18 protein-coding genes are annotated in these 20,849 nt (G+C 39.3%); 10 read left to right on the top strand and 8 right to left on the bottom strand.

What is annotated here, in order from left to right; translation table 11 throughout:
- Window positions 1–239: 239 nt before the first annotated feature.
- The 3 genes from CIK00_RS00785 to pabB form a co-directional block, all read right to left on the bottom strand.
- The gene (locus CIK00_RS00785) at window positions 240–1,493 is read right to left on the bottom strand and encodes an aromatic amino acid transport family protein (protein ID WP_101767025.1); all 1,254 of its coding nucleotides are present in this window, start codon (window positions 1,491–1,493) and stop codon (window positions 240–242) included.
- Window positions 1,494–1,674: 181 nt separating this feature from the next.
- The gene (locus tag CIK00_RS00780; RefSeq protein WP_101767024.1) at window positions 1,675–2,283 is read right to left on the bottom strand and encodes a CoA pyrophosphatase; all 609 of its coding nucleotides are present in this window, start codon (window positions 2,281–2,283) and stop codon (window positions 1,675–1,677) included.
- Window positions 2,284–2,323: 40 nt separating this feature from the next.
- Window positions 2,324–3,706: an aminodeoxychorismate synthase component 1 gene (gene pabB, locus CIK00_RS00775; RefSeq protein WP_101767023.1), complete on the bottom strand. Its 1,383-nt coding sequence runs from the start codon at window positions 3,704–3,706 to the stop codon at window positions 2,324–2,326.
- 174 nt (window positions 3,707–3,880) lie between these two features.
- Here pabB and CIK00_RS00770 point away from each other — a divergent pair, with 174 nt between their 5' ends.
- The 4 genes from CIK00_RS00770 to CIK00_RS00755 all read left to right on the top strand — a co-directional run bounded on the left by CIK00_RS00770 (window position 3,881) and on the right by CIK00_RS00755 (window position 10,819).
- Entirely contained in the window at window positions 3,881–5,395 is a 1,515-nt protein-coding gene (locus tag CIK00_RS00770) for a fumarate hydratase (protein ID WP_101767022.1), read from the top strand.
- 206 nt (window positions 5,396–5,601) lie between these two features.
- Window positions 5,602–6,639: an efflux RND transporter periplasmic adaptor subunit gene (locus tag CIK00_RS00765; RefSeq protein ID WP_101767021.1), complete on the top strand. Its 1,038-nt coding sequence runs from the start codon at window positions 5,602–5,604 to the stop codon at window positions 6,637–6,639.
- Window positions 6,636–7,730, top strand: a complete 1,095-nt coding sequence (locus CIK00_RS00760) for an efflux RND transporter periplasmic adaptor subunit (protein WP_101767020.1) — start codon at window positions 6,636–6,638, stop codon at window positions 7,728–7,730. Before CIK00_RS00765 ends, CIK00_RS00760 begins: the two co-directional genes overlap by 4 nt.
- Entirely contained in the window at window positions 7,730–10,819 is a 3,090-nt protein-coding gene (locus CIK00_RS00755; RefSeq protein ID WP_101767019.1) for an efflux RND transporter permease subunit, read from the top strand. The genes CIK00_RS00760 and CIK00_RS00755 overlap by 1 nt, the downstream gene beginning before the upstream one ends.
- An 89-nt stretch (window positions 10,820–10,908) precedes the next feature.
- Here CIK00_RS00755 and pyrC read toward each other — a convergent pair whose 3' ends face one another.
- Complete coding sequence (gene pyrC, locus CIK00_RS00750) at window positions 10,909–11,940, bottom strand: dihydroorotase (RefSeq protein ID WP_101767018.1); 1,032 nt, start codon at window positions 11,938–11,940, stop codon at window positions 10,909–10,911.
- Window positions 11,941–12,123: 183 nt separating this feature from the next.
- On the bottom strand, window positions 12,124–14,091 hold the full coding sequence (locus CIK00_RS00745; RefSeq protein WP_101767376.1) for a methyl-accepting chemotaxis protein: 1,968 nt from the start codon (window positions 14,089–14,091) through the stop codon (window positions 12,124–12,126).
- A gap of 388 nt (window positions 14,092–14,479) precedes the next feature.
- Here CIK00_RS00745 and hinT point away from each other — a divergent pair, with 388 nt between their 5' ends.
- From hinT to CIK00_RS00715, 6 genes are all read left to right on the top strand, one after another.
- Window positions 14,480–14,830 (top strand): purine nucleoside phosphoramidase, encoded by a 351-nt coding sequence (hinT, locus tag CIK00_RS00740; protein ID WP_080156687.1) that lies wholly within the window; start codon window positions 14,480–14,482, stop codon window positions 14,828–14,830.
- 211 nt (window positions 14,831–15,041) lie between these two features.
- Window positions 15,042–15,422: a YcfL family protein gene (locus CIK00_RS00735; protein WP_167388488.1), complete on the top strand. Its 381-nt coding sequence runs from the start codon at window positions 15,042–15,044 to the stop codon at window positions 15,420–15,422.
- A 34-nt stretch (window positions 15,423–15,456) separates the two neighbouring features.
- Window positions 15,457–16,050 (top strand): penicillin-binding protein activator LpoB, encoded by a 594-nt coding sequence (lpoB, locus tag CIK00_RS00730; RefSeq protein ID WP_101767016.1) that lies wholly within the window; start codon window positions 15,457–15,459, stop codon window positions 16,048–16,050.
- A gap of 35 nt (window positions 16,051–16,085) precedes the next feature.
- On the top strand, window positions 16,086–17,015 hold the full coding sequence (locus CIK00_RS00725) for a phosphotransferase (RefSeq protein WP_101767015.1): 930 nt from the start codon (window positions 16,086–16,088) through the stop codon (window positions 17,013–17,015).
- Between the two features lie 212 nt (window positions 17,016–17,227).
- Entirely contained in the window at window positions 17,228–17,767 is a 540-nt protein-coding gene (gene ycfP, locus CIK00_RS00720; RefSeq protein ID WP_101767014.1) for an alpha/beta hydrolase YcfP, read from the top strand.
- Window positions 17,768–17,956: 189 nt separating this feature from the next.
- On the top strand, window positions 17,957–19,246 hold the full coding sequence (locus tag CIK00_RS00715) for an NAD(P)/FAD-dependent oxidoreductase (protein ID WP_101767013.1): 1,290 nt from the start codon (window positions 17,957–17,959) through the stop codon (window positions 19,244–19,246).
- A gap of 86 nt (window positions 19,247–19,332) precedes the next feature.
- Here the strand turns inward: CIK00_RS00715 and CIK00_RS00710 are convergent, their stop codons facing one another.
- From CIK00_RS00710 to CIK00_RS00700, 3 genes are all read right to left on the bottom strand, one after another.
- Window positions 19,333–19,806, bottom strand: a complete 474-nt coding sequence (locus CIK00_RS00710; RefSeq protein ID WP_045039373.1) for an FKBP-type peptidyl-prolyl cis-trans isomerase — start codon at window positions 19,804–19,806, stop codon at window positions 19,333–19,335.
- A gap of 105 nt (window positions 19,807–19,911) precedes the next feature.
- A complete protein-coding gene (locus CIK00_RS00705) occupies window positions 19,912–20,160 on the bottom strand; it encodes a YecH family metal-binding protein (RefSeq protein ID WP_101767012.1) in 249 nt (82 codons plus the stop codon).
- A 100-nt stretch (window positions 20,161–20,260) separates the two neighbouring features.
- The gene (locus tag CIK00_RS00700; RefSeq protein WP_101767011.1) at window positions 20,261–20,812 is read right to left on the bottom strand and encodes a GNAT family N-acetyltransferase; all 552 of its coding nucleotides are present in this window, start codon (window positions 20,810–20,812) and stop codon (window positions 20,261–20,263) included.
- Between the last annotated feature and the right edge of the window lie 37 nt (window positions 20,813–20,849).

Below are 20,849 nucleotides of genomic sequence, written 5' to 3'. Positions count from 1 at the left end.
TATTACCTCAGTCAAGGGGAAGCTGTTCTTGCCTCCGATGAAGACTGTCATTCGTTGATATCCTCGCTCCTTCCTTGGCGAGCGCACTTAAACTAAAAGAGTAAGGATGATTAAACATCTTTACTCTTAAGTATCGTCTATTTTACGTTATTTGTGCTAGTAAACACCATGAGTACTAGCACATATTTTTGCTTTTATATGATTAATTATTCGCAATCATCACATTTTTAATAGTTATATTAAAATGCGCCATAAATGACAGATGTGATAGCTGCAATACCGCATAAAATGGTAAAGATACGAGCAAAGACAGATGTTTTGTATTTAGCCATTGCAGGTACTGTTTGCATTGCGATAACAGGTAATAAGAATAAGATACCTGCAATCATTGGTGCGCCCATTGTTTCAATCATACCAAGAATACTTGGGTTAATGATTGCAACAATCCAGGTTGTGATCACAATGAAAGCTAGTGAGATTTTTTCAATTCGAGCAATTGGCATCTTAGTACGAGATTTAGTTAAGCCAACAAGACCTTCGTGGGCACCTAAGAAGTGACCGAAGTAGCTTGATGTAATTGCAGCAAATGCAACTAGTGGACCTAAGTAAGAAATTGCTGGTGAATCTTTTACGTTAGCTAGGTATGACAGTACTGAAATGTTTTGCTCTTGTGCCATGTTTAGTTGTTCTGGTGTCATTGAAAGTACAACAGAGAATACAAAGAACATAACAAAGCTCATTAGCATCATTGCAGCACCACCAGTGATCATGTCAGTTTTCTTAACTGCTTCATCACCGTAAATACGACGTTGTTCTTTAGCAAACTGGCTGATAATTGGGCTGTGGTTAAATGAGAACACGATAATTGGAATCGCAAGCCAGATGATTGTTGGCATTGCAGACCAATCTACTTCTGTTTGTACCATTGACATGTTCCAATCAGGAATTAGGTACACAGAAAGAATCAAAAGAATAACAACTAATGGGTAAACCATGGCTGATGTTGCTTTCAACATCAGTTCTTTACCAAAGACTACACCCGCAGTCATCAGTGAAATTAAAACACCAGATAGTAGCCAGCGAGGTGCTGATTCCATACCTAGTTGGTTAACCATGAATGAATCAACAGTGTTTGTAATACCAACGCCGTAAATTAATACGATAGGGTAGATAGCAAAGAAGTAAGCGAAAGTAATTAAGTTAGCACCAGTTTTTCCGTAATGCTCTTCTACAGTGTCAGTAATATCAGCATGTGGGTTTTTTGAGGATAATACAAAACGTGCTAAGCCTTTATGTGCAAACCATGTCATTGGTGCTGCAATAAGTGCCAAAATAACAAGAGGCCAGAAACCGCCCGCACCTGCTTTTATTGGTAAAAATAGAACGCCGGCACCTACTGCAGTACCAAATAGAGAAAGAGCCCATGTGAAATATTTATAGGTCCATTTGGCTTTTGTCGCACCTGTTGCTGACGCTGACGATGTATTTTGCATACTATGATATCCAATAAAAAGGGAACGGAACGGAATATAGGAACGAGCGCATTGTCGCTATTTGTCAGGGGAAAACAAGGATAAAGATCCCGTTCTGTAATACGAAGTTTTTGTGATACAAATAAATTAGACGTACGTCACAAAAATGGGCTTGTAAGATGAAAATAAAACGTCTAATTGGTCATTTTTTATCTTCCCAAATTTGGTTAGATAACAGCTTAATTATCTGAGCTGTTGCGCCCCAGATGGAATAATTATGATAAGGGATGGCGTAAACTTGGTGGGATTCACCTCGAAGGCGAAACTGATGAGAGTGGATATTATTGGGGTTAAGCAGATAATTGAGCGGTACTTCAAAAATAGTATCAACCTCTCCCGGATCGGGTTTGGCTGCATAATTACTGCTAATTGTTGATATGAATGGTGTCACCATATAACCACTGATTGTTGCTAGTGGGGGTAATTGACCTATAACGTTATTACGTTGGCAAATAATACCGGTTTCTTCAAAGGTTTCACGTAATGCCGTGGTTATTAAATCATTATCAGAAGCTTCAAAACGTCCTCCAGGAAATGCAATTTGTCCTGGATGATGTTTTAAATGTTCAGCGCGACGAGTTAATACGACATTGAAACCTTGTTTTCTAGGAACTAATGGGATCAGAACAGCAGCGGGTTTGAAATATGTGTCATCAGTAAAGTGATGACTTATTCTACGCTTATGGCTGGCGTCATACTGTTGACTTGGTGCCATAAGAAACCGCGTTAAAATCTGCTGTTGTTCACCCATTAAAGCCTCCATTACACTGCTATCGCTATATTTAGCGTTATTATAAGGTTGGCAGAATTTTACTTAATTTGTCGAGAGTTTCTTGATATTCACTCTCAGCATCACTGTCCGCAATGATCCCACCGCCTGCCCATGCATATAAATTGTGTTGATAAGCAACTAATGTTCGAATCGTAATATTGGTGTCCATGGTGCCGCAACGGCTGATATAGCCAATGCTGCCACAATAAATACTGCGTCGATGAGGTTCTAGTTCTTCAATGATTTCCATTGCTCTTACTTTCGGTGCGCCAGTAATTGAGCCACCAGGGAAACAAGCCCGTAATAAATCTGTTGCTGAGTAATGACTGGATAATTGACCCGTTACGGTACTCACTAAGTGATGCACGGCGGGAAAGCTTTCAATGGCAAATAAAGCGGGTACACGAACACTGCCAGGTATTGCAACGCGACCAATATCATTGCGCAGTAAATCCACGATCATTACGTTTTCTGCACGATCCTTCGGTGCTTGCTGGAGTGCTTGTGCGTTAGCATTATCTTCGATGGCATCTTTACTTCGTGGACGAGTGCCTTTAATCGGTTTTGTTTCAATATTACCTTGCTTTAATTGTAAAAAGCGTTCGGGTGATACAGAAAGAATGGCACAGTTATCCGTGCGAATAAAACTAGAAAAAGGCGCACCATTTGCGGTATCTAAGCGGCAATAAGCTTGCCATTCATCACCTTGATAGTTGGCTTTAAATCGTTGTGCCAGATTAATTTGATAGCAATCTCCAGATAATAGATATGATTGTATCGTGTTAAATTTGTTGCAGTAATCCTCTTTAGTCATATTTGATGACCAAGAAGATGTTAATTTAAATGTTTTATTCTGGTTGTTGGATTGTAGTGCTTGTGAGTGTTGTTGGGTTAACCACGCTAAACGGTGGCTATTTTTTGGTTCGATAAGTGATGTTTGTTGTAATTGATGATCAACAATGAGAGCCCAATCATAAATACCAACGGCCATTTCTGGTAAGTGAAGATCATGGCTCGCTGTTGTCGCAATTTTTTCTACTCGACGGCCTAAATCATAGCTGAAGTATCCCAATGCACCACCAAGGAATGGTAAGTCTAATAATGTGCTAAGTGACGGTAATAGCTCACTTTGTAGCACGTCAATTACCGAAAAAGGATCGTCAGTTGTGTTACGTTGGTCACCATTTGAAAATTTAATATAAGTGGTGTCAGATTGTGATTCAATTGTGGCTAAAGGATCAGCAACTAAAATATCGTAACGATTATCTGGATGCGTTTCTGCTGCCGAACGTAATATCATTGCCCATGGTAATCCCGATAATGGTGTAAACCATGAAAGTGCGGCATCTTTTGAGTAAGGCAATGAGGTAATACTTAATTCTGGGTGTGATTTACAAATCATTTTCTTTTTTGTGACAAGGGTTTGATTGGCGCATAGCGCAATGTTATGGGCAAGAGTATCATATTCGGCGAAAGACGCCCAAGATTGAACAGCATTATTTTGCCGATCAATACCCTACAATTTGGAAGATTCAAATAGGGCGCCATGGAATGATAATACTTAACGAGGGTAATTATGACCATCATCCGTAAACAAGATGTAATCAGTAGCGTGGCTGATGCTTTACAATATATTTCTTACTACCATCCTTTAGATTTTATTCAAGCATTAGAAAAAGCCTACAATAAAGAGCAAAGCCAAGCAGCAAAAGATGCTATTGCCCAAATTTTAATTAATTCTCGTATGTCAGCCGAAGGGCGACGACCTATTTGTCAAGATACAGGTATTGTTACCTGTTTTGTCAAAATTGGTATGAATGTACAGTGGGAGAGCGATTTAACTGTACAACAAATGATTGATGAAGGGGTTCGTCAAGCTTATACCAATGCGGATAACCCATTGCGAGCATCTGTAGTTACCGATCCTGCGGGAGCGCGTAAAAATACCCATGATAATGCGCCTGCGGTAGTGCATGTTGAAATGGTTGCTGGGAATAAAGTTGATATTCAAATTGCGGCTAAAGGCGGCGGTTCTGAAAACAAAACCAAAATGGTGATGCTTAATCCTTCTGATGATGTTGCTGAGTGGGTAGAAAAAACAGTACCACTTATGGGGGCGGGTTGGTGTCCTCCAGGTATGTTAGGTATTGGTATTGGTGGTACAGCAGAAAAGGCCGCTCTACTTGCTAAAGAATCATTGATGGAAGCGGTTGATATCCATGAGCTACAAGAACGTGGTGCAAAAACAACAGAAGAAGCATTACGGTTAGATATTTATGATCGTGTCAATCGTTTGGGTATTGGTGCCCAAGGCTTGGGCGGTTTAACCACGGTACTTGATGTTAAAATTAAAAGTGCGCCAACGCATGCGGCATCTAAGCCGGTATGTATGATCCCTAACTGTGCCGCTACCCGTCATGTGCATTTTACGCTTGATGGTTCAGGCCCCGCAGAATTGACACCACCAAAGCTTAGTGATTGGCCACAAGTAACATGGGATGTCGGCGATAATGTTCGTCGTGTTAACCTTGATAATGTGACGAAAGCTGATGTACAAGAATGGCGTTCAGGTGAAACAGTATTACTATCAGGTAAGATTTTAACAGGTCGAGATGCTGCCCATAAGCGTATTCAAGAAATGCTCGCTAATGGTGAAGGTTTGCCTGAAGGCGTTGATTTTACCAATCGCTTTATTTATTACGTTGGACCTGTTGATGCTGTACGTGATGAAGTTGTTGGGCCAGCAGGACCGACAACATCGACTCGCATGGATAAATTTACTGAAATGATGTTGGGCGAAGCTGGCCTTACGGGCATGATTGGTAAAGCTGAGCGTGGACCCGCAACGATTGAGTCGATAAAACAACATAAAGCCGTATATTTAATGGCGGTCGGTGGTGCGGCATACCTTGTTGCAAAAGCAATTAAAAAAGCACGAGTAGTGGCTTTTGCTGATTTAGGCATGGAAGCGATTTATGAATTTGAAGTAGAAGATATGCCAGTAACGGTGGCTGTCGATGCTGAAGGTGTTAATGCTCACCAAACAGGCCCTGACACATGGCGTGTGAACATAGCTGAAATGGCAAAATAAGCCATTTAGGTATAGTTGAATAAAAGGAGCCTTGTGCTCCTTTTTTATTGTCTTTTTTATATCGGCAAGGATTGTGATATTGGCTCTATTCTAATCAATTAAAAGAGCTTTTTAGGTTATCCACTTCTATTATTCATAGATATATTTCATTCGTACAATATTTTAACAATAGTAAATATTCAGTATGAAACATCATGGAGAGTAGTATGAGATATCGCTCTTTTGCGGCATTATTTATATGTTTAGCATTAAGTGGGTGCAAGGATGATCAAGCTGTTATTGCTGAGCCTGAATCTCGCCCTGTAAAATTACAATCCGTTTCAGTTAGTAATAATGAATCACAACGTGCATTTCCTGCCATTGTTGAAGCTGGAAATAAAGCGGTTTTAGCCTTTCGAGTTACAGGTCAACTTGCGAGTGTTGATGTCCATCCTGGTCAATTTGTAACGAAAGGGCAGACACTGGCCACATTAAATATTGATGAATTATCACTGTTGGTAAAACAATCCCAAGCGCAATATGATTTAGCCAATGTACAATTTAAGCGTGATAAAAAATTACGTGAAAAAAAAGTGGTATCAGAACTTGATTATGATACTGCGAAAGCGAATCTTAAGCAGGCTAAAGCCGCATTAGATAAAGAAAAATCAAATTTAAGTTATGCTAAGTTAATTGCACCTTATGATGGGCATATTTCTTTGTCTATGGTTGAAAACTATGAATATATTGGTGCTAAACAACCAGTAATGCATATTCAAAGTGCCAAATTAATCAATATGACATTTCAGCTTCCTGATTACCTCTTAGCGCGTTTTCAAGGACATGCTGAAAATATTAATCCTACCGTTGCGTTTGATACTTTAGCCCATCAAACTTTTCCTGCCCAATTTAAAGAAATTGATACTGAGCCTGACAGCAAAACATCCAGTTATAAAGTGACACTCTCAATGGCACGTCCTGATGGTAGTAATATTATGCCGGGAATGTCAGGCAGCGTGACAATTGTGCTGCCACAAGGTAATGCGGGAGCAATACCAGTTAGAGCCATCATGGTTGACGGTAATAAAAGCTATGTGTGGCGTGTTGATGATAAGCAGCAAGTTGTAAGAACCGAAGTGACATTAGACAGTAATAACCGTGTTATTGCAGGGCTGAATGATGGTGATGTTATAGCAACATCGGGTGTTTCTGAATTGCAATCAGGTCAAAAGGTCCGCTCATGGATCAAGGAGCGAGGACTATGATCAAACGTTATAGTTTATTGGCACTGTCAATCAGTACTGCGTTGTTACTTTTCGGGTGTGATAAACCGAGTGTTGAGCCGCGTGACGAGCAGCCGTTGGTAAAAGTACAACAGGTTAAATCAGGGAAACAATCACCTAAATTAACGTTTCCTGCAGTGGCATCTGCCGCAGATAAATCTGTTTTATCATTTCGTATTGCAGGAGAAGTGATACAGATATTAGTGCGCTCAGGAGATAGAGTTAAAAAAGACCAAGTGTTAGCTCGATTAGATCCCAGCGATTTTAAATTAGAAGTTGATGATGCTCAGGCCAAAGACAATGTGATAAATAGCCAATATCGTCGCTCAGCCATATTATTAAAAAATGGTTATTTACCTCAATCTCAATTTGATGAGTTAAAAGCCAAGCGAAGTATTGCAAAAGCTAACCTTGATTTAGCCCAATTACAGCTCAGTTTTACGGTACTTAAAGCCCCTTTTAGTGGTGTGATTTCAATTGTACCTGTTGAGCAATTTGAGAATATCAAAGTTGGTCAGCAAATGATGAATATTCATAGTACTGATTCTGTCGATATCGAGATCCAAGCGCCCGATATGATTTATTCCAAGCAAAGTATATTGGAGATTGATAAAGGACAACGCACAACTGCGAAAGCGATTTTACCTAATGGTGAAAAATATGCGGTGACATTAAAAGAGTTTACGACCGAACCTGATCCCACATCCGGTTCATTTCTGGTGACTTTAACCATGCCAATGCCTAAAGATCAGTTCATTTTAGACGGTATGTCGATTGAAGTTGAAGCCGATGCGCAGAAGTTACAAGTTTATACGATAGGGCAACAAATAGTGCCACTAGAAGCCTTATTTAATTTGGATGGCGATGATCTTGCTTCATTAAATAAATATGTATGGGTGCTCTCCGCGGATAATACGGTGTCAAAACGTCAAATTGTGACGGATAAGGTTGTACCTGAAGGTGTGCGGTTAAAATCCGGCGTTAAAGAAGGGGAAATAGTCGTTGTTACAGGCGTTAACCGCTTAAGAGATGGACAGAAAGTGGTGGTATTTACTCAGGAGGAGGCACAGTAATGAAACAAGATATCGCGACCTATTTTATTAAAAACAAAGTGATTAGCTGGATGCTTACACTGATATTTTTAGTTGGTGGCACTGTGTCTTTCTTTGGTCTTGGACAGTTAGAAGATCCGGCTTTTACGATTAAAGATGCCATGGTTGTTACTGCTTATCCTGGGGCTACACCGCAACAAGTAGAAGAAGAAGTGACTTATCCGATAGAGAAAGCAATTCAACAACTGACTTATGTTGATGAAGTTAATTCACTGTCTAGCCGAGGGCTCTCTCAAATTACAGTCACCATGAAAAATAATTATGGACCTGATGATTTACCGCAAATTTGGGATGAGTTACGACGTAAAGTGAATGATATTTCATCAAACTTGCCGCCGGGTGTTGCAAAGCCAAAAGTGATTGATGATTTTGGTGATGTATTCGGCGTTTTATTGGCGATCACAGGTGAGGGTTATAGTTATAAAGAGCTAAGTGATTACGTTGATTACTTACGCCGTGAAATTGAGCTAGTGAGTGGTGTTGGTAAGGTTTCTGTTACGGGTAATCAGCAAGAGCAAGTGTTTATTGAAATATCGATGCAACGCTTAAGCAGTTTAGGTATTTCACTGGATACGATTTATAACATTTTAGCGACCCAAAACTTAGTTACAAGTGCGGGAGCTGTGCGTATTGGTGATGAATATGTTCGTGTTCATCCGACGGGTGAGTTTAAGAATGTTGATGAGTTGGGTGATTTAATCATTACCGATAAAGGCGCAAATGGATTAATTTATTTGCGTGATGTTGCTGATATTAAGAAAGGTTTCAAAGAGATCCCAGATAATTTAGTCAGCTTTAATGGTCATCAAGCGCTTAATATGGGGGTGTCATTTGTCGAAGGCGTCAATGTTGTTGAAGTAGGTCAACGCGTGATGCAGCGATTGGCAGAGCTCAAAGAACAACAACCCGTTGGTATTGATATCGATGAGGTATATAGCCAGCCGACAGAAGTTGATAAATCAGTCAGTGGTTTCGTGGTTAGCTTAGGCCAAGCGGTTGCGATTGTTATTATTGTACTGCTGTTTTTTATGGGGTTGCGTTCAGGACTGTTAATTGGCCTTATCTTGCTATTAACCGTACTTGGTACCTTTGTGTTTATGAAGTGGATGGCAATAGATCTCCAACGTATATCATTAGGTGCATTGGTTATTGCACTGGGTATGCTGGTGGATAACGCCATTGTGGTGGTCGAAGGGATTCTGATCGGGATGCAAAAGGGGCGAACACGTGCGCAAGCTGCCTCAGACATTGTCACTCAAACTAAGTGGCCGTTACTGGGCGCAACCGTGATTGCGGTCATGGCTTTTGCGCCGATTGGTTTGTCGCAAGATTCAACCGGTGAATATTGCCGAACTTTATTTACCGTGTTGCTTATTTCACTGATGTTAAGTTGGTTTACTGCTATTTCATTAACGCCTTTTTTTGCTGATATTTTCTTTAAAAATGTCAACGTTGAACAAGGTGAAAATCAAAAAGATCCCTATAGTGGTATTTTCTTTGTGGTATACCGAAAGTCGCTAGAGTTTTGTATGCGCCGTGCATGGCTAACGATATTGACATTGATTCTAATGCTTGGTGGCAGCTTATACGGCTTTACGTTGTTGAAACAATCATTCTTTCCTGCTTCAACAACACCCATGTTTATGGTCGATGTGTGGTTACCTGAAGGGACAGATATTCGTGCCACTAATACTACCTTGAAATCGTTAGAAAAAGTGGTGAATGCAGAAGACGGCGTTGATTACGTTAGTTCGAGTGCGGGTAAAGGCTCACAGCGGTTTATGCTGACCTATGCACCTGAGAAAAGCTATGCGTCTTACGGTGAATTGATTGTTCGAGTTAAGCGCTTTGAAGATGTGATCCCTGTTATGCGTAAATTTAGTCAATCGATGAATAAGGATCATCCAGAGGTTGAATACAAACTCAAACAGGTGATGTTAGGCCCGTCATCGGGTTCTAAAATTGAGGCTCGTATTGTCGGTTCTGACCCGACGATCCTTCGAGGCATTGCGTCACAAGTGGTTGATGTTATGAATGCTGATCCTGGCGCCTTTAACATTCGTCATGACTGGCGAGAGCGTACTAAAGTTATAGAACCCGTGTTTAATGAAAGCCAAGCAAGACGTTACGGCATTACCAAAAAAGAGGTTGATGAACTGCTACAAATGGCGTTTTCAGGGATTAACATTGGATTGTACCGTGAAGGAACAAACTTGATGCCAATAGTCGCCCGATTACCAGAAGAAGAACGGGTTGATATTAGTACCATTGAAGGCATGAAGATTTGGAGCCCAGCCATTCAAGGTTATATTCCATTACAACAAGTGGTATTAGGCGTTAATGTGCGCTGGGAAGATCCATTAGTGGTGCGTAAAAACCGAAAACGTATGCTAACCATTATGGCGGATCCTGATCCTTTAGGTGATGAAACGGCGGCATCAGTTCAAGCACGTCTTTTACCTATTATTGAAACCATTGATTTGCCCGCAGGTTATAGCTTGGAGTGGGGCGGTGAGTATGAATCATCCGCAGACGCGAAAGCATCACTATTCCAAACCATGCCAATGGGCTATTTAGCCATGTTCTTAATAACAATTTTCTTATTTAAAAAAGTTAAAGAAGCACTGATTGTGTGGGCAACGGTACCATTGGCAATTATTGGGGTAACGGTAGGGTTATTATTACTTAATACGCCTTTTGGTTTTATGGCACTACTTGGATTTTTGAGTCTATCGGGGATGCTGGTGAAAAACGGTATCGTATTGTTAGATCAAATTGAAATTGAGATCGCCAGCGGCAAAGAGAAATATCTCGCGGTGGTTGATGCAGCAGTCAGTCGTGTTCGCCCTGTGTGTATGGCAGCGATAACCACTGTTTTAGGTATGTTACCTTTGCTGCCCGATGTTTTCTTTAAGCCGATGGCGGTTACGATTATGTTTGGGTTGAGCTTTGCTACGGTGCTGACATTGATTGTGGTGCCCGTGCTATATCGCTTATTTCATAAATTGAAAATACCAGCAGATCAAACAGCACAACAGCCGATAGTGTAAAGTAAAGAGGATTTAAACGAACAATAATATAAACTAAAAAGGCTTCCTAAAGAGGAAGCCTTTTTTTTATCATCATTAGAGCAACTGAATTAAGGGAGTACTTTCCAAGTCATCATTTCACCGGCTTTAATTGGCACCACGGTATCATGACCAAATTGCATTTCTTCAGCGACTTTCCATGCTTCTTTAGTTAATGTAATGGTGTCAGTGTTACGTGGTAGGCCATAAAAATCAGCACCATTGAAGCTCGCAAAGGCTTCTAATTTATCCAGTGCGCCTGCTTGTTCAAATACTTCAGCATATAATTCAATTGCCGCATGGGCGGTGTAAGATCCTGCACAACCACAAGCCGCTTCTTTGCGTCCTTTTATATGGGGTGCGCTGTCTGTGCCTAAGAAGAACTTCGCATTGCCACTGGTTGCCGCAGCCACTAACGCTTGTTGATGAGTATTACGTTTTAAAATTGGTAAGCAATAGAAGTGAGGACGAATACCGCCGACTAACATATGATTACGGTTAAACATTAAATGGTGCGCAGTAATGGTTGCTCCAACATTTGGACCTGCATTGGTTACAAACTCAACCGCATCTGCCGTAGTGATATGTTCCAGCACGATTTTTAACGCTTTGAATTCATTAACGATAGGTGCTAATACGGTGTCTAAGAACGCTTTTTCACGATCAAAAATATCAACATCATGATGGGTGACTTCACCATGAATCAGTAGCGGCATGCCGACCTGTTGCATCGCTTCTAATGCTGGGCGAATATGATCGATTGAAGTAACGCCTGAATCTGAATTGGTGGTGGCACCAGCAGGGTAAAGCTTGGCTGCGTAAACATGACCAGAAGCATGTGCTCGTTGAATTTCTTCTGCGGATGTTTTATCGGTGAGATAAATAACCATTAGTGGAGAAAAGGTAGCTTGTGGATTTACTTGAAGAATGCGGTCACGGTAGGCTAAAGCAGATTCAGTATCTGTAACAGGGGGAATAAGATTTGGCATGATAATCGCGCGTCCCATATAACGGCTAATATCGCGAACTGTGTCAGCGAGTACATCGCCATCACGTAAATGTGTATGCCAGTCGTCTGGACGTGTAATAGTTAACATCGTCATTTTTTCTGCCCTCCCAAAAAATTTGTCCGATTCTAAAAGTAACGCCCGCCGAAGTAAAGTTGATAAATCAAACAATGTGGATAATTACTCCTTTAAAAAGCAATCGTTTGCTGATTGGGACGTAAAATAAAGCAAACCCACCGATCGAATAGTTATTATTAGCGTGATCGGTGAGCTATATTGTTATAATTTGAAGCGACTAACGAGAGTATTTTGTTCGGTGGCTAAATGTTCTAGTTTTACACCAGTATCGGCCATCTCTTCCATGGTGTTATAACTATTATCTGCAATGTAGCTAATATCTTCTAAGCTACGAGCAATTTCAGTAGTCGTACAACGTTGCTCTTCTGCCGCTTGTGCAATTTGACTACTCATATCACTGATTTCAATAATAATCGCTTGAATTTCTTCCATTGAACTATTGGCATTAGAAGCCAGATTAATACTATTATCCATTTCAGTGACGCAACTTTGCATCATGTTCATGGCTTGACCTGAGCTGGTTTGTAAGTTTTTGATCATAACTTCAATTTCAGCGGTGGAATCAGTAGTACGTTTTGCTAATACGCGAACTTCATCGGCGACAACGGCAAATCCGCGCCCTTGTTCACCAGCTCTGGCGGCTTCAATGGCGGCATTAAGTGCTAACAGATTTGTTTGATCGGCAATATTACGAATAACATCTAAAATTGAGCCAATATTACGGCTCATTTTTTGTAATTGTTCAACGGCATGGACGGATTCATCTAAACGTGTAGAGAGCTGATGGGCTGTATTGATATTACTGGTCATGACTTCACGACCTGTCGCTGAAGCTTGTTCTACCTCATTAACGCGTTCCATGGTGATTTTGGCACTTTTTGATACGTCTGTAACAGAATGTTCCATTTCAACCATTGCTGTTGCCGCAGAAGCTGTTTGCTGACGCTGACTATTTAAACGCAATTTTGCTTCTGCTGTTGTAGCGTGATTTTCAGTTGCGACGGTACTTAATTCTGCTGATGTATGGCTGATTTGCGTTAAAATTTGCTGTAAATTTTGAGCCAACATATTAATGTGATGATTAAGCTGACTAAACTCAATAAAGGTGCTTGTTTCTGTTCGTTGAGTCATATTTCCTGCCGTTAGTGTTTCTAATGTTTTTAATATAGCCATTAAAGGTCGACGTACACTGCGGGCTAAATACCATCCGACGATAATGGCTAACAAGATAACTATAATGCTGATAATAAGTGCTTTTGTTACTACGTCAGAATAGGTTTTATCTGCTGTAGTAATCGTATTACTCATTTGATTATTTGCTTGTTTATTAAAATCCCCAACAATACCCATTGCTTGATTAATTTCTTTAGCTAATGTTGCAATATTACTGTAGAGAAGGTGTTGTGCTTGGATGTATTCAAAATGTTGATCGAGAACGCCACCAGTACGGCCAATATCTAGTCCGTATTGTTCTACAGAGTTACCAAAGGCTTGTTTTAATTTTGGTTGTAATGTGGAGAGAGAACGGAAGGTATTTTTAAGGTGATTGACACTGATTTTATTGCTTTTAATTGCTTTTTCGATAGCAGTGGTATTATCAGATGCTAATGCGTCTAAAGTGATGATTTCTGTTTCTTTTAATTTTTCAAAATAGTTTTTAGACAATATTTTAACAGCAATATTATCTTGTTCGTTAATAAATTCCTTCATGCCAATATTTAGTTCTGTTTGTAGTTGTTGAAATTGACGTGAAGATTGTTGGCGTTTATTAGTCGCTAATAATAACGAACGATAGTTTGTCATCGCAATCGTCGCTTCATCAAAATAGCGTTGTTCTAATGCCGTTAATGCTTGAATCGATTTTGTTAATTGTGGGTTATTTTTAGTGATTTGCTGTAATTGATTGCGTGCTTGTTGAAAAACGGTAGTTTGTTTTTTAAATTCAGTACGATAAGTGGTCATTGCTTGAGGATCTTGGCTGGTTAAATAATCTTTGAATATTTTATCTGCGACCAGTAGTTGTACACTCACATTATTTGACATTGAAACAAGAGGAAGGGCATCAGCGGTAATGGATTTTAATTGGTTGTGAATACGGCCGACACCATCAAGCATGAATATAATTGTGATGACAAATAATGCTACCAAGATAGCGAAGCCTAAGTACATACGACGTATGACAGAGGATTGAGATTTTTTTTTCATAATATCCCTAATTTCATAAAGTCCGAGAATAGCGATCTTAATGATCGCAATATCCTTTATAACGATGGCACTTGGTATAAAAGCAATTATTAAAAGTGATTGATTTAATTGTTATAATTGATATTTCTAATGTTACGTTAGTTTGATTTATCTATCGTCTCGAACTTCAAAATCTTAACTTTTTAGGGCTAACATTGATTAATATTTTGATGGTGGTTGCAAAAAAAACGGTAAAACATGAAAAGTGGAGTGAAAAAAGCGTTTAAAACGGTGTTCAATATTGCCCTCTAGACGTGGGTAGCGCATACTTAACCTAGAATTAATGTAAGCTGATTATTTAATGGAGTCAGATATGGCTGAAGAAACTATTTTTAGTAAGATCATTCGCAAAGAAATTCCAGCAGACGTTTTATATCAAGATGAGTTAGTGACGGCATTTCGTGATATTAATCCTCGTGCGCCAAGCCATATTCTTATTATTCCGAATAAATTGCTGCCAACAGTCAATGATGTTGAAGCAGAAGATGAATTAATGATGGGACGTATGTTTACGGTTGCACGTAAGCTTGCAGAAAGTGAAGGCGTTGCTGAAGATGGTTACCGTTTGATTGTTAACTGCAATCCTTTTGGTGGCCAAGAAGTGTATCATATCCATATGCATTTATTAGGCGGCCGCCCATTAGGTCCAATGATTGTCAGCTAATAAGTCCTCAATTCTTAGCATTAAATTGCAATAGAATAAATTGAGAATAAAGCTTGAGTATAAGATGGCTAATCTACTAACAATGATCAGCTATTGGTCACTCAAGCTTTTTTTATTTTATTGAGTAGACTTATAATATTGATCAGTAATCCATTAAAATGTAGGAGGCTACAGCCTAGCTGTATATTAATGTAGCATGAGATATATATCTATGTTGTCGATATTGTTTGCAACGCTCATTAGTGGGTGTAGCGGATCAGCAATATCAACGATCAGTCTTGAAAATAGTAACCATCATGTTGTTATCGGAAATACGGTATTAGCAAATAAGCTTCAATTTAGTCATTCGAAAACAGAACGACGTGACGGTTATTTGCATGCATCTGTTGAAGTCATGAATAAAACTGACGCAACCATATCATTGAACTATCACTTTTATTGGTATGATGTGAATGGATTAGAAGTAAATCATTCACCGTCAATATCACGAGCATTGATACTTAATCATAATCAAGTTTTGTTACTGCAAGCTCTTGCTCCTAGTACGATGGCAACGCAATACCGTATTGTGGTACGTGATACATATAATTGATGAATTAGAATAGTGACAATTAAAGGTAGTTAAAATGAAAAAGAGTGTAATGGCCTTGTTAGCAGCAGCAACGTTATTAGGGGGTTGTGCTCAACCGATTAATTACGGTGGTGGCTTACATGGAATTGAAAATGCAGTGACTAACTTTGGCTCCAGTGACTTAGAAAAGTTATCATCATCAATGGTTGATAAGATGTTAGCGTCAACGGCTGTTCGTTCTATGACAGCACGTAGTGAGCCGATTGTTGTGGTTGATAGTATTAAAAATCAAACTCGTCATCATGTTGATACCGCAGATTTAACCGCGATAATTACTGAGCGTTTACAAGATTCGGGTAAATTCAAATTTGTTGATCCTGCACGTGTAAAAGCAGTACGCCAACAGCTAAATTTCCGTGAAGATGATCGTTTTGTAAACCAAAGTACAGCCATTCAATTTGGTAATATGGTTGGTGCTCAATATATGCTTTATGGAAAGGTATCAACGGTAATGAAATCAACATCAAACGGTAAGCAAGCTTATTATAAAGTGACTATGCGCTTGATGGATCTGAAATCAGGCGCTATTGAGTGGTCTGATCAAGATCAAGTAATTCAAAGCGCAGCAACCAATAGCGCGGCTTGGTAATTACACTGCCTTAGTATCAGGTGAGGAATAGCAATATGGTTGATTATGAACATTTTGATTGTGATCTTTTAATTGCCTTACCTGATACTGAATTGATATCAGCGTCCGAACTGACGGGAGGATTGACGAATCGGTGTTGGAAACTCACTCTATTTCATCCGTCAATCAATCAGATTAAAGACTATGTTTGGCGGCCATTTTCTGCATCTGCGCAAGCATTTGGTATTGAGCGTCAACATGAATATCAATTATTGTCGATGATCGCTGATACTGAGTTAGCACCAAAGCCATTACAGTTAGTTGCTAGTGTTGAACCATCGGCAGAAAAACCGACACAACAAGTGATAGGGCTGGTGGTTGAATGGTTACCAGGCGTAGAAGCAACAACAGCATTTTCTAATCAAACATTGTGCCAACTACAAGCAAAAGTACACCAACTGCCATTACCTTGGTGGCGATTAGATGTCCATCAACGTGCAGAGCATTATTGGCAACACCTCCATACCGACCATCACACCTCGTCTCTATTCTCAATCTATCATTTCTTTCAGAGCCAGCCTTTACCCGTAGCGTTTGATGATTGTTGCTGCCATTTTGATCTGGGGCGCTATAACGTGATTGTACCGTCTACGGATGATGATTCTATCACCAGAGCCAAAATTATTGATTGGGAATATGCAGCAGCAGGGGATCCCAGTTTAGATTTGGCGATGACCATTATTGCTAATGTATTAGATATTGAACAAGCCGTTCATGACTATTGTGATTATCGTGCGCTTATCAATGACGAAACGGTATTTAATAAACAGCAGTGGTTAACGGCTGTTATCGCTTGGCTGCCATGGTGTCAGTATTTGGCATTATTATGGTATTTGGTTGGTTATGATCTCTGGCAGCAGCCTGAATATTTACAACAAGCGTTACAATTACAGCAACAACTTATTCAGTATATTAATTCGGATTAACTTATTATAGTTTGCTTGTTTTTGACCGCATAAGTAAATATGTATAAATAGCCATTGAGTTGAGATCAATATTATCTAAATGAATACATTTTTGTCGGTGAGATCATGTTTTTGTTTTGAATTTGTTAAAACAATGTCTGTATTATGGATTTAACTTGTCTATGTCGGTATAGATAGTACGTAAAATTATTACTAGATAGCGAGAGATAACAATGATTATTTATTTACATGGCTTTGACTCAACAAGTCCTGGTAATCACGATAAAGTATTGCAATTGCAGTTTATTGATTCTGATGTTCGTTTTCTAAATTACAGTACTCTTCATCCTAAGCATGATATGCAACATTTATTAAAAGAAGTGCATAAATTGCTTGAGACGAGTGATGATCCTCAGCCTTTAATTTGTGGTGTTGGTCTTGGTGGTTATTGGGCGGAACGGATTGGATTTCTTTCTGGTATTAAACAGGTAATGTTGAATCCTAATTTACATCCTGAGTCTAATATGGAGGGTAAAATAGATCGTCCAGAGGAATATGACGACATTTTGACAAAGTGTGTAACAAATTTTCGTAAAAAAAATACAGGAAAATGCCTTTGTATCCTTTCAACTCATGATGAAGTGTTAGATAATCAGCAAACAAAAAATGCGCTAGATCAATTTTATGACATAATTTGGGATAAAAATGAATCTCATAAATTTGCAAAAATCTCGCAGCATTTACAAAAAATAAAAGCGTTTAAAGCGCAGTAACAACGGAACCATTACCTCCTACAGATTACAGACGGGTCGTAGATCCGTCTGCCTACACGTGTGAATTAAAAGATATAGATACTTTTTCGCCTAGCAGTCTTTATGCTTGATTATTTACTATCAGCAGACTGCTATGCAATTCAGTCTTTGTCAGTTTTTAAAAATCATAAAATAAGAGAGGAAGCTATCTTGACACGTATAATCGTTGTGGGTGGTGGTGCTGGTGGCTTGGAATTAGCCACTAAATTAGGCCGTACATTAGGTCGTAAGCGTCGTGCTGAAGTTACATTAGTTGATCGTCGTGCTAGCCATTTATGGAAACCATTATTACATGAGGTAGCCACCGGTTCCTTAGATGCAGGCGTTGATGCGATTAGTTACCGCGCACATGCTAAAAATCATTCATTTGATTTTCAGATGGGTTCATTGCAGGATATTGATCGTGATGCAAAAACGATCACATTGGCAGCATTGTATGATAAGCAAAATGAACTGTTAGTACCTGAACGTTCGTTAGAATACGATCTTTTAGTTTTGGCACTAGGCTCGACCTCAAATGATTTCAATACTCAAGGTGTACGTGATAATTGTATTTTCCTTGATAGCCCAGAGCAGGCGCACCGTTTCCGCAGTGAAATGAATAACCAGTTCATGAAGTTACATGCCAACAAAGATCAAAAAACAGTTGATATTGCCATTGTTGGTGCGGGTGCAACGGGGGTAGAACTTTCTGCTGAGTTACACAACGCAGTTCAAGAATTACATAACTACGGTTTTAGTGATCTTGATAGTTCACGTTTAAACATTAATTTAGTGGAAGCGGGCGAACGTATTTTACCTGCATTGCCACCGCGTATCTCACAAGCTGCGCATAATGAATTAACAAAGTTAGGTGTTAATGTTCGTACCGCAACAATGGTGACTAAAGCTGATAAAACAGGCTTAACAACCAAAGATGGCGAGCATATTCCTGCGCAAATCATGGTCTGGGCGGCAGGTATTAAAGCCCCTGATTTCATGAAAGATATTGCGGGTCTTGAAACTAACCGTATTAATCAGTTAGTGGTTAAGCCAACATTAGAAACTACCCGTGATGATAATATTTATGTTATTGGTGATTTAGCATCATGTGTGCAAGAAGATGGCTCATTTGTGCCACCGCGCGCACAGGCGGCACACCAAATGGCAAGTCGTTGCTTTTCTAATATCGTGGCTAAATTATCAGATCGTGAGCAAAAGCCGTATATCTATAGCGACCATGGTTCATTAGTCTCATTAAGTCGTTTCTCTACTGTCGGTAGCTTAATGGGGAATCTGTCTAAAGGTTCGATGATGGTTGAAGGCCGTATTGCACGTATGGTTTATATTTCATTGTACAGAATGCATCAAATGGCGTTGCATGGCATGTTTAAAACCGGTTTGATTATGTTAGTAGGGCGTATTAACCGTGTGCTTCGTCCAAGCTTAAAACTGCACTAAGATTTTTTTCACGCAATAAAAAACGCCAGTATGATAAACGCTTGTTAATTGAGCGTCATACTGGCGTTGTTATTGGTGTTGATTATTTAGTTAATTTTAAATAACTCAACATCAAAAATAAGTACTGAGCCTGGTGGAATACTACCTGCACCATTATTACCGTAAGCAAGATTTGCGGGAATAAAGAAACGTACTTTTTCACCCACAACCATATGTTGTAAGCCTTCCGTCCAACCTTTAATCACTCGATTTAGTGGGAATGAAATTTTTTCACCACGATCAACTGAACTATCAAAAACAGTCCCATTAAGTAATGTACCGTGGTAATGAACAGTCACTGTATCTGTTGCTTTTGGATGTTCAGTGCCAGTGCCTTGCTGTAGTACTAAATATTGCAAACCAGAAGCGGTAGTTTGTACACCTTCTTTTAGTTTGTTTGCAGCTAGAAATTCTTGCCCAATTTTAATATTTTCTTGCGCCGCTTGTTTGTTGTTGTAAGAGCGATAAAGAAAAAATGCAACTAATGCAGCGATAACGACTGCGATAATAATTTTTGGCACCAGTGTATCCTTACTAAATAAAGTTGATTTATCTTACCATTACTCGTAAATGTGAACAGCAATCTCGTGTAAATATTTGTTGTTTAAATTATATGGGATGACGGTTTAGTGATGACAGATTTTATCTTGATTGGTATGTAAGTTATCGCCGTCAACTGTGATTTTATTACGCGATAAAAGAAAGGTAACGAGTGCATCTAATGAAAGGTCATTGAGTTTACAGGTGTGAAAGCGAACGTTGGTTCCCCAATGTTGTTCAACATACGTATGGAGTGTCTTGATTGTAAATGGTGTTGATGCATCAGCAATCAGGTTTAATATATCGTGACCATGGCGACTTTCAGTGGCATGCATAATGGGTAACTACTATCTATGAAATAAAGAATATTTAATGATAACTGACATTGGGTTGGTAAAGGTTGATGTATACCAATCTCAATACGGTTAACGCTGTTTAATATAAATCTTGTGGTATGAGTGAATACACATAGCCATTGATGGGTTTATTTTGATAAAAAATACGGTTTCTCGCTTCGCATTCAAAAACGGCATTACAAGCGAGTGCTGTTTTCTGACTGGCATAATTATCAATATGGGTAATAATTTCTAGTCGAGTAAAACCTAACATTTGAAAAGCAAATTGAATAATAGCGAGACTGGCTTCAGTCGCTATGCCTTGCCGATGATAACTGTGGGTGATCCAATAGCCAAGATTCGCGGAATTAAATAACGGCACAATAGCACTAAGAGAAACTGCACCCACAAACTCATCGTTGAATCGATCAAAAATAGCTAATTCATAACTATAATCATGCTGCCAACTTAAACGGCTTGCTTCGATCCATTCGTGAGCTTGTTGTTGATCAAAATCGGCATCACACCATTCTAACCAAGGTTGAAGTTGTTCTCTTGATTGGGTGACAGCTTCAAGAAAAGCGTTTAAATCTACAGTCTTAAAAGGACGTAAGATAAGTCGAGGCGTGGTAAGTTCAAAGTCAATTTTCATGATAATTCTTGTCTATGACGTGGTTGTGATAATAACG

Origin of the sequence: Photobacterium carnosum (assembly GCF_002849605.1) — a bacterium.
GTDB classification, from domain to species: domain Bacteria; phylum Pseudomonadota; class Gammaproteobacteria; order Enterobacterales; family Vibrionaceae; genus Photobacterium; species Photobacterium carnosum.
This window is presented reverse-complemented; position numbering and strand designations above follow the sequence as displayed.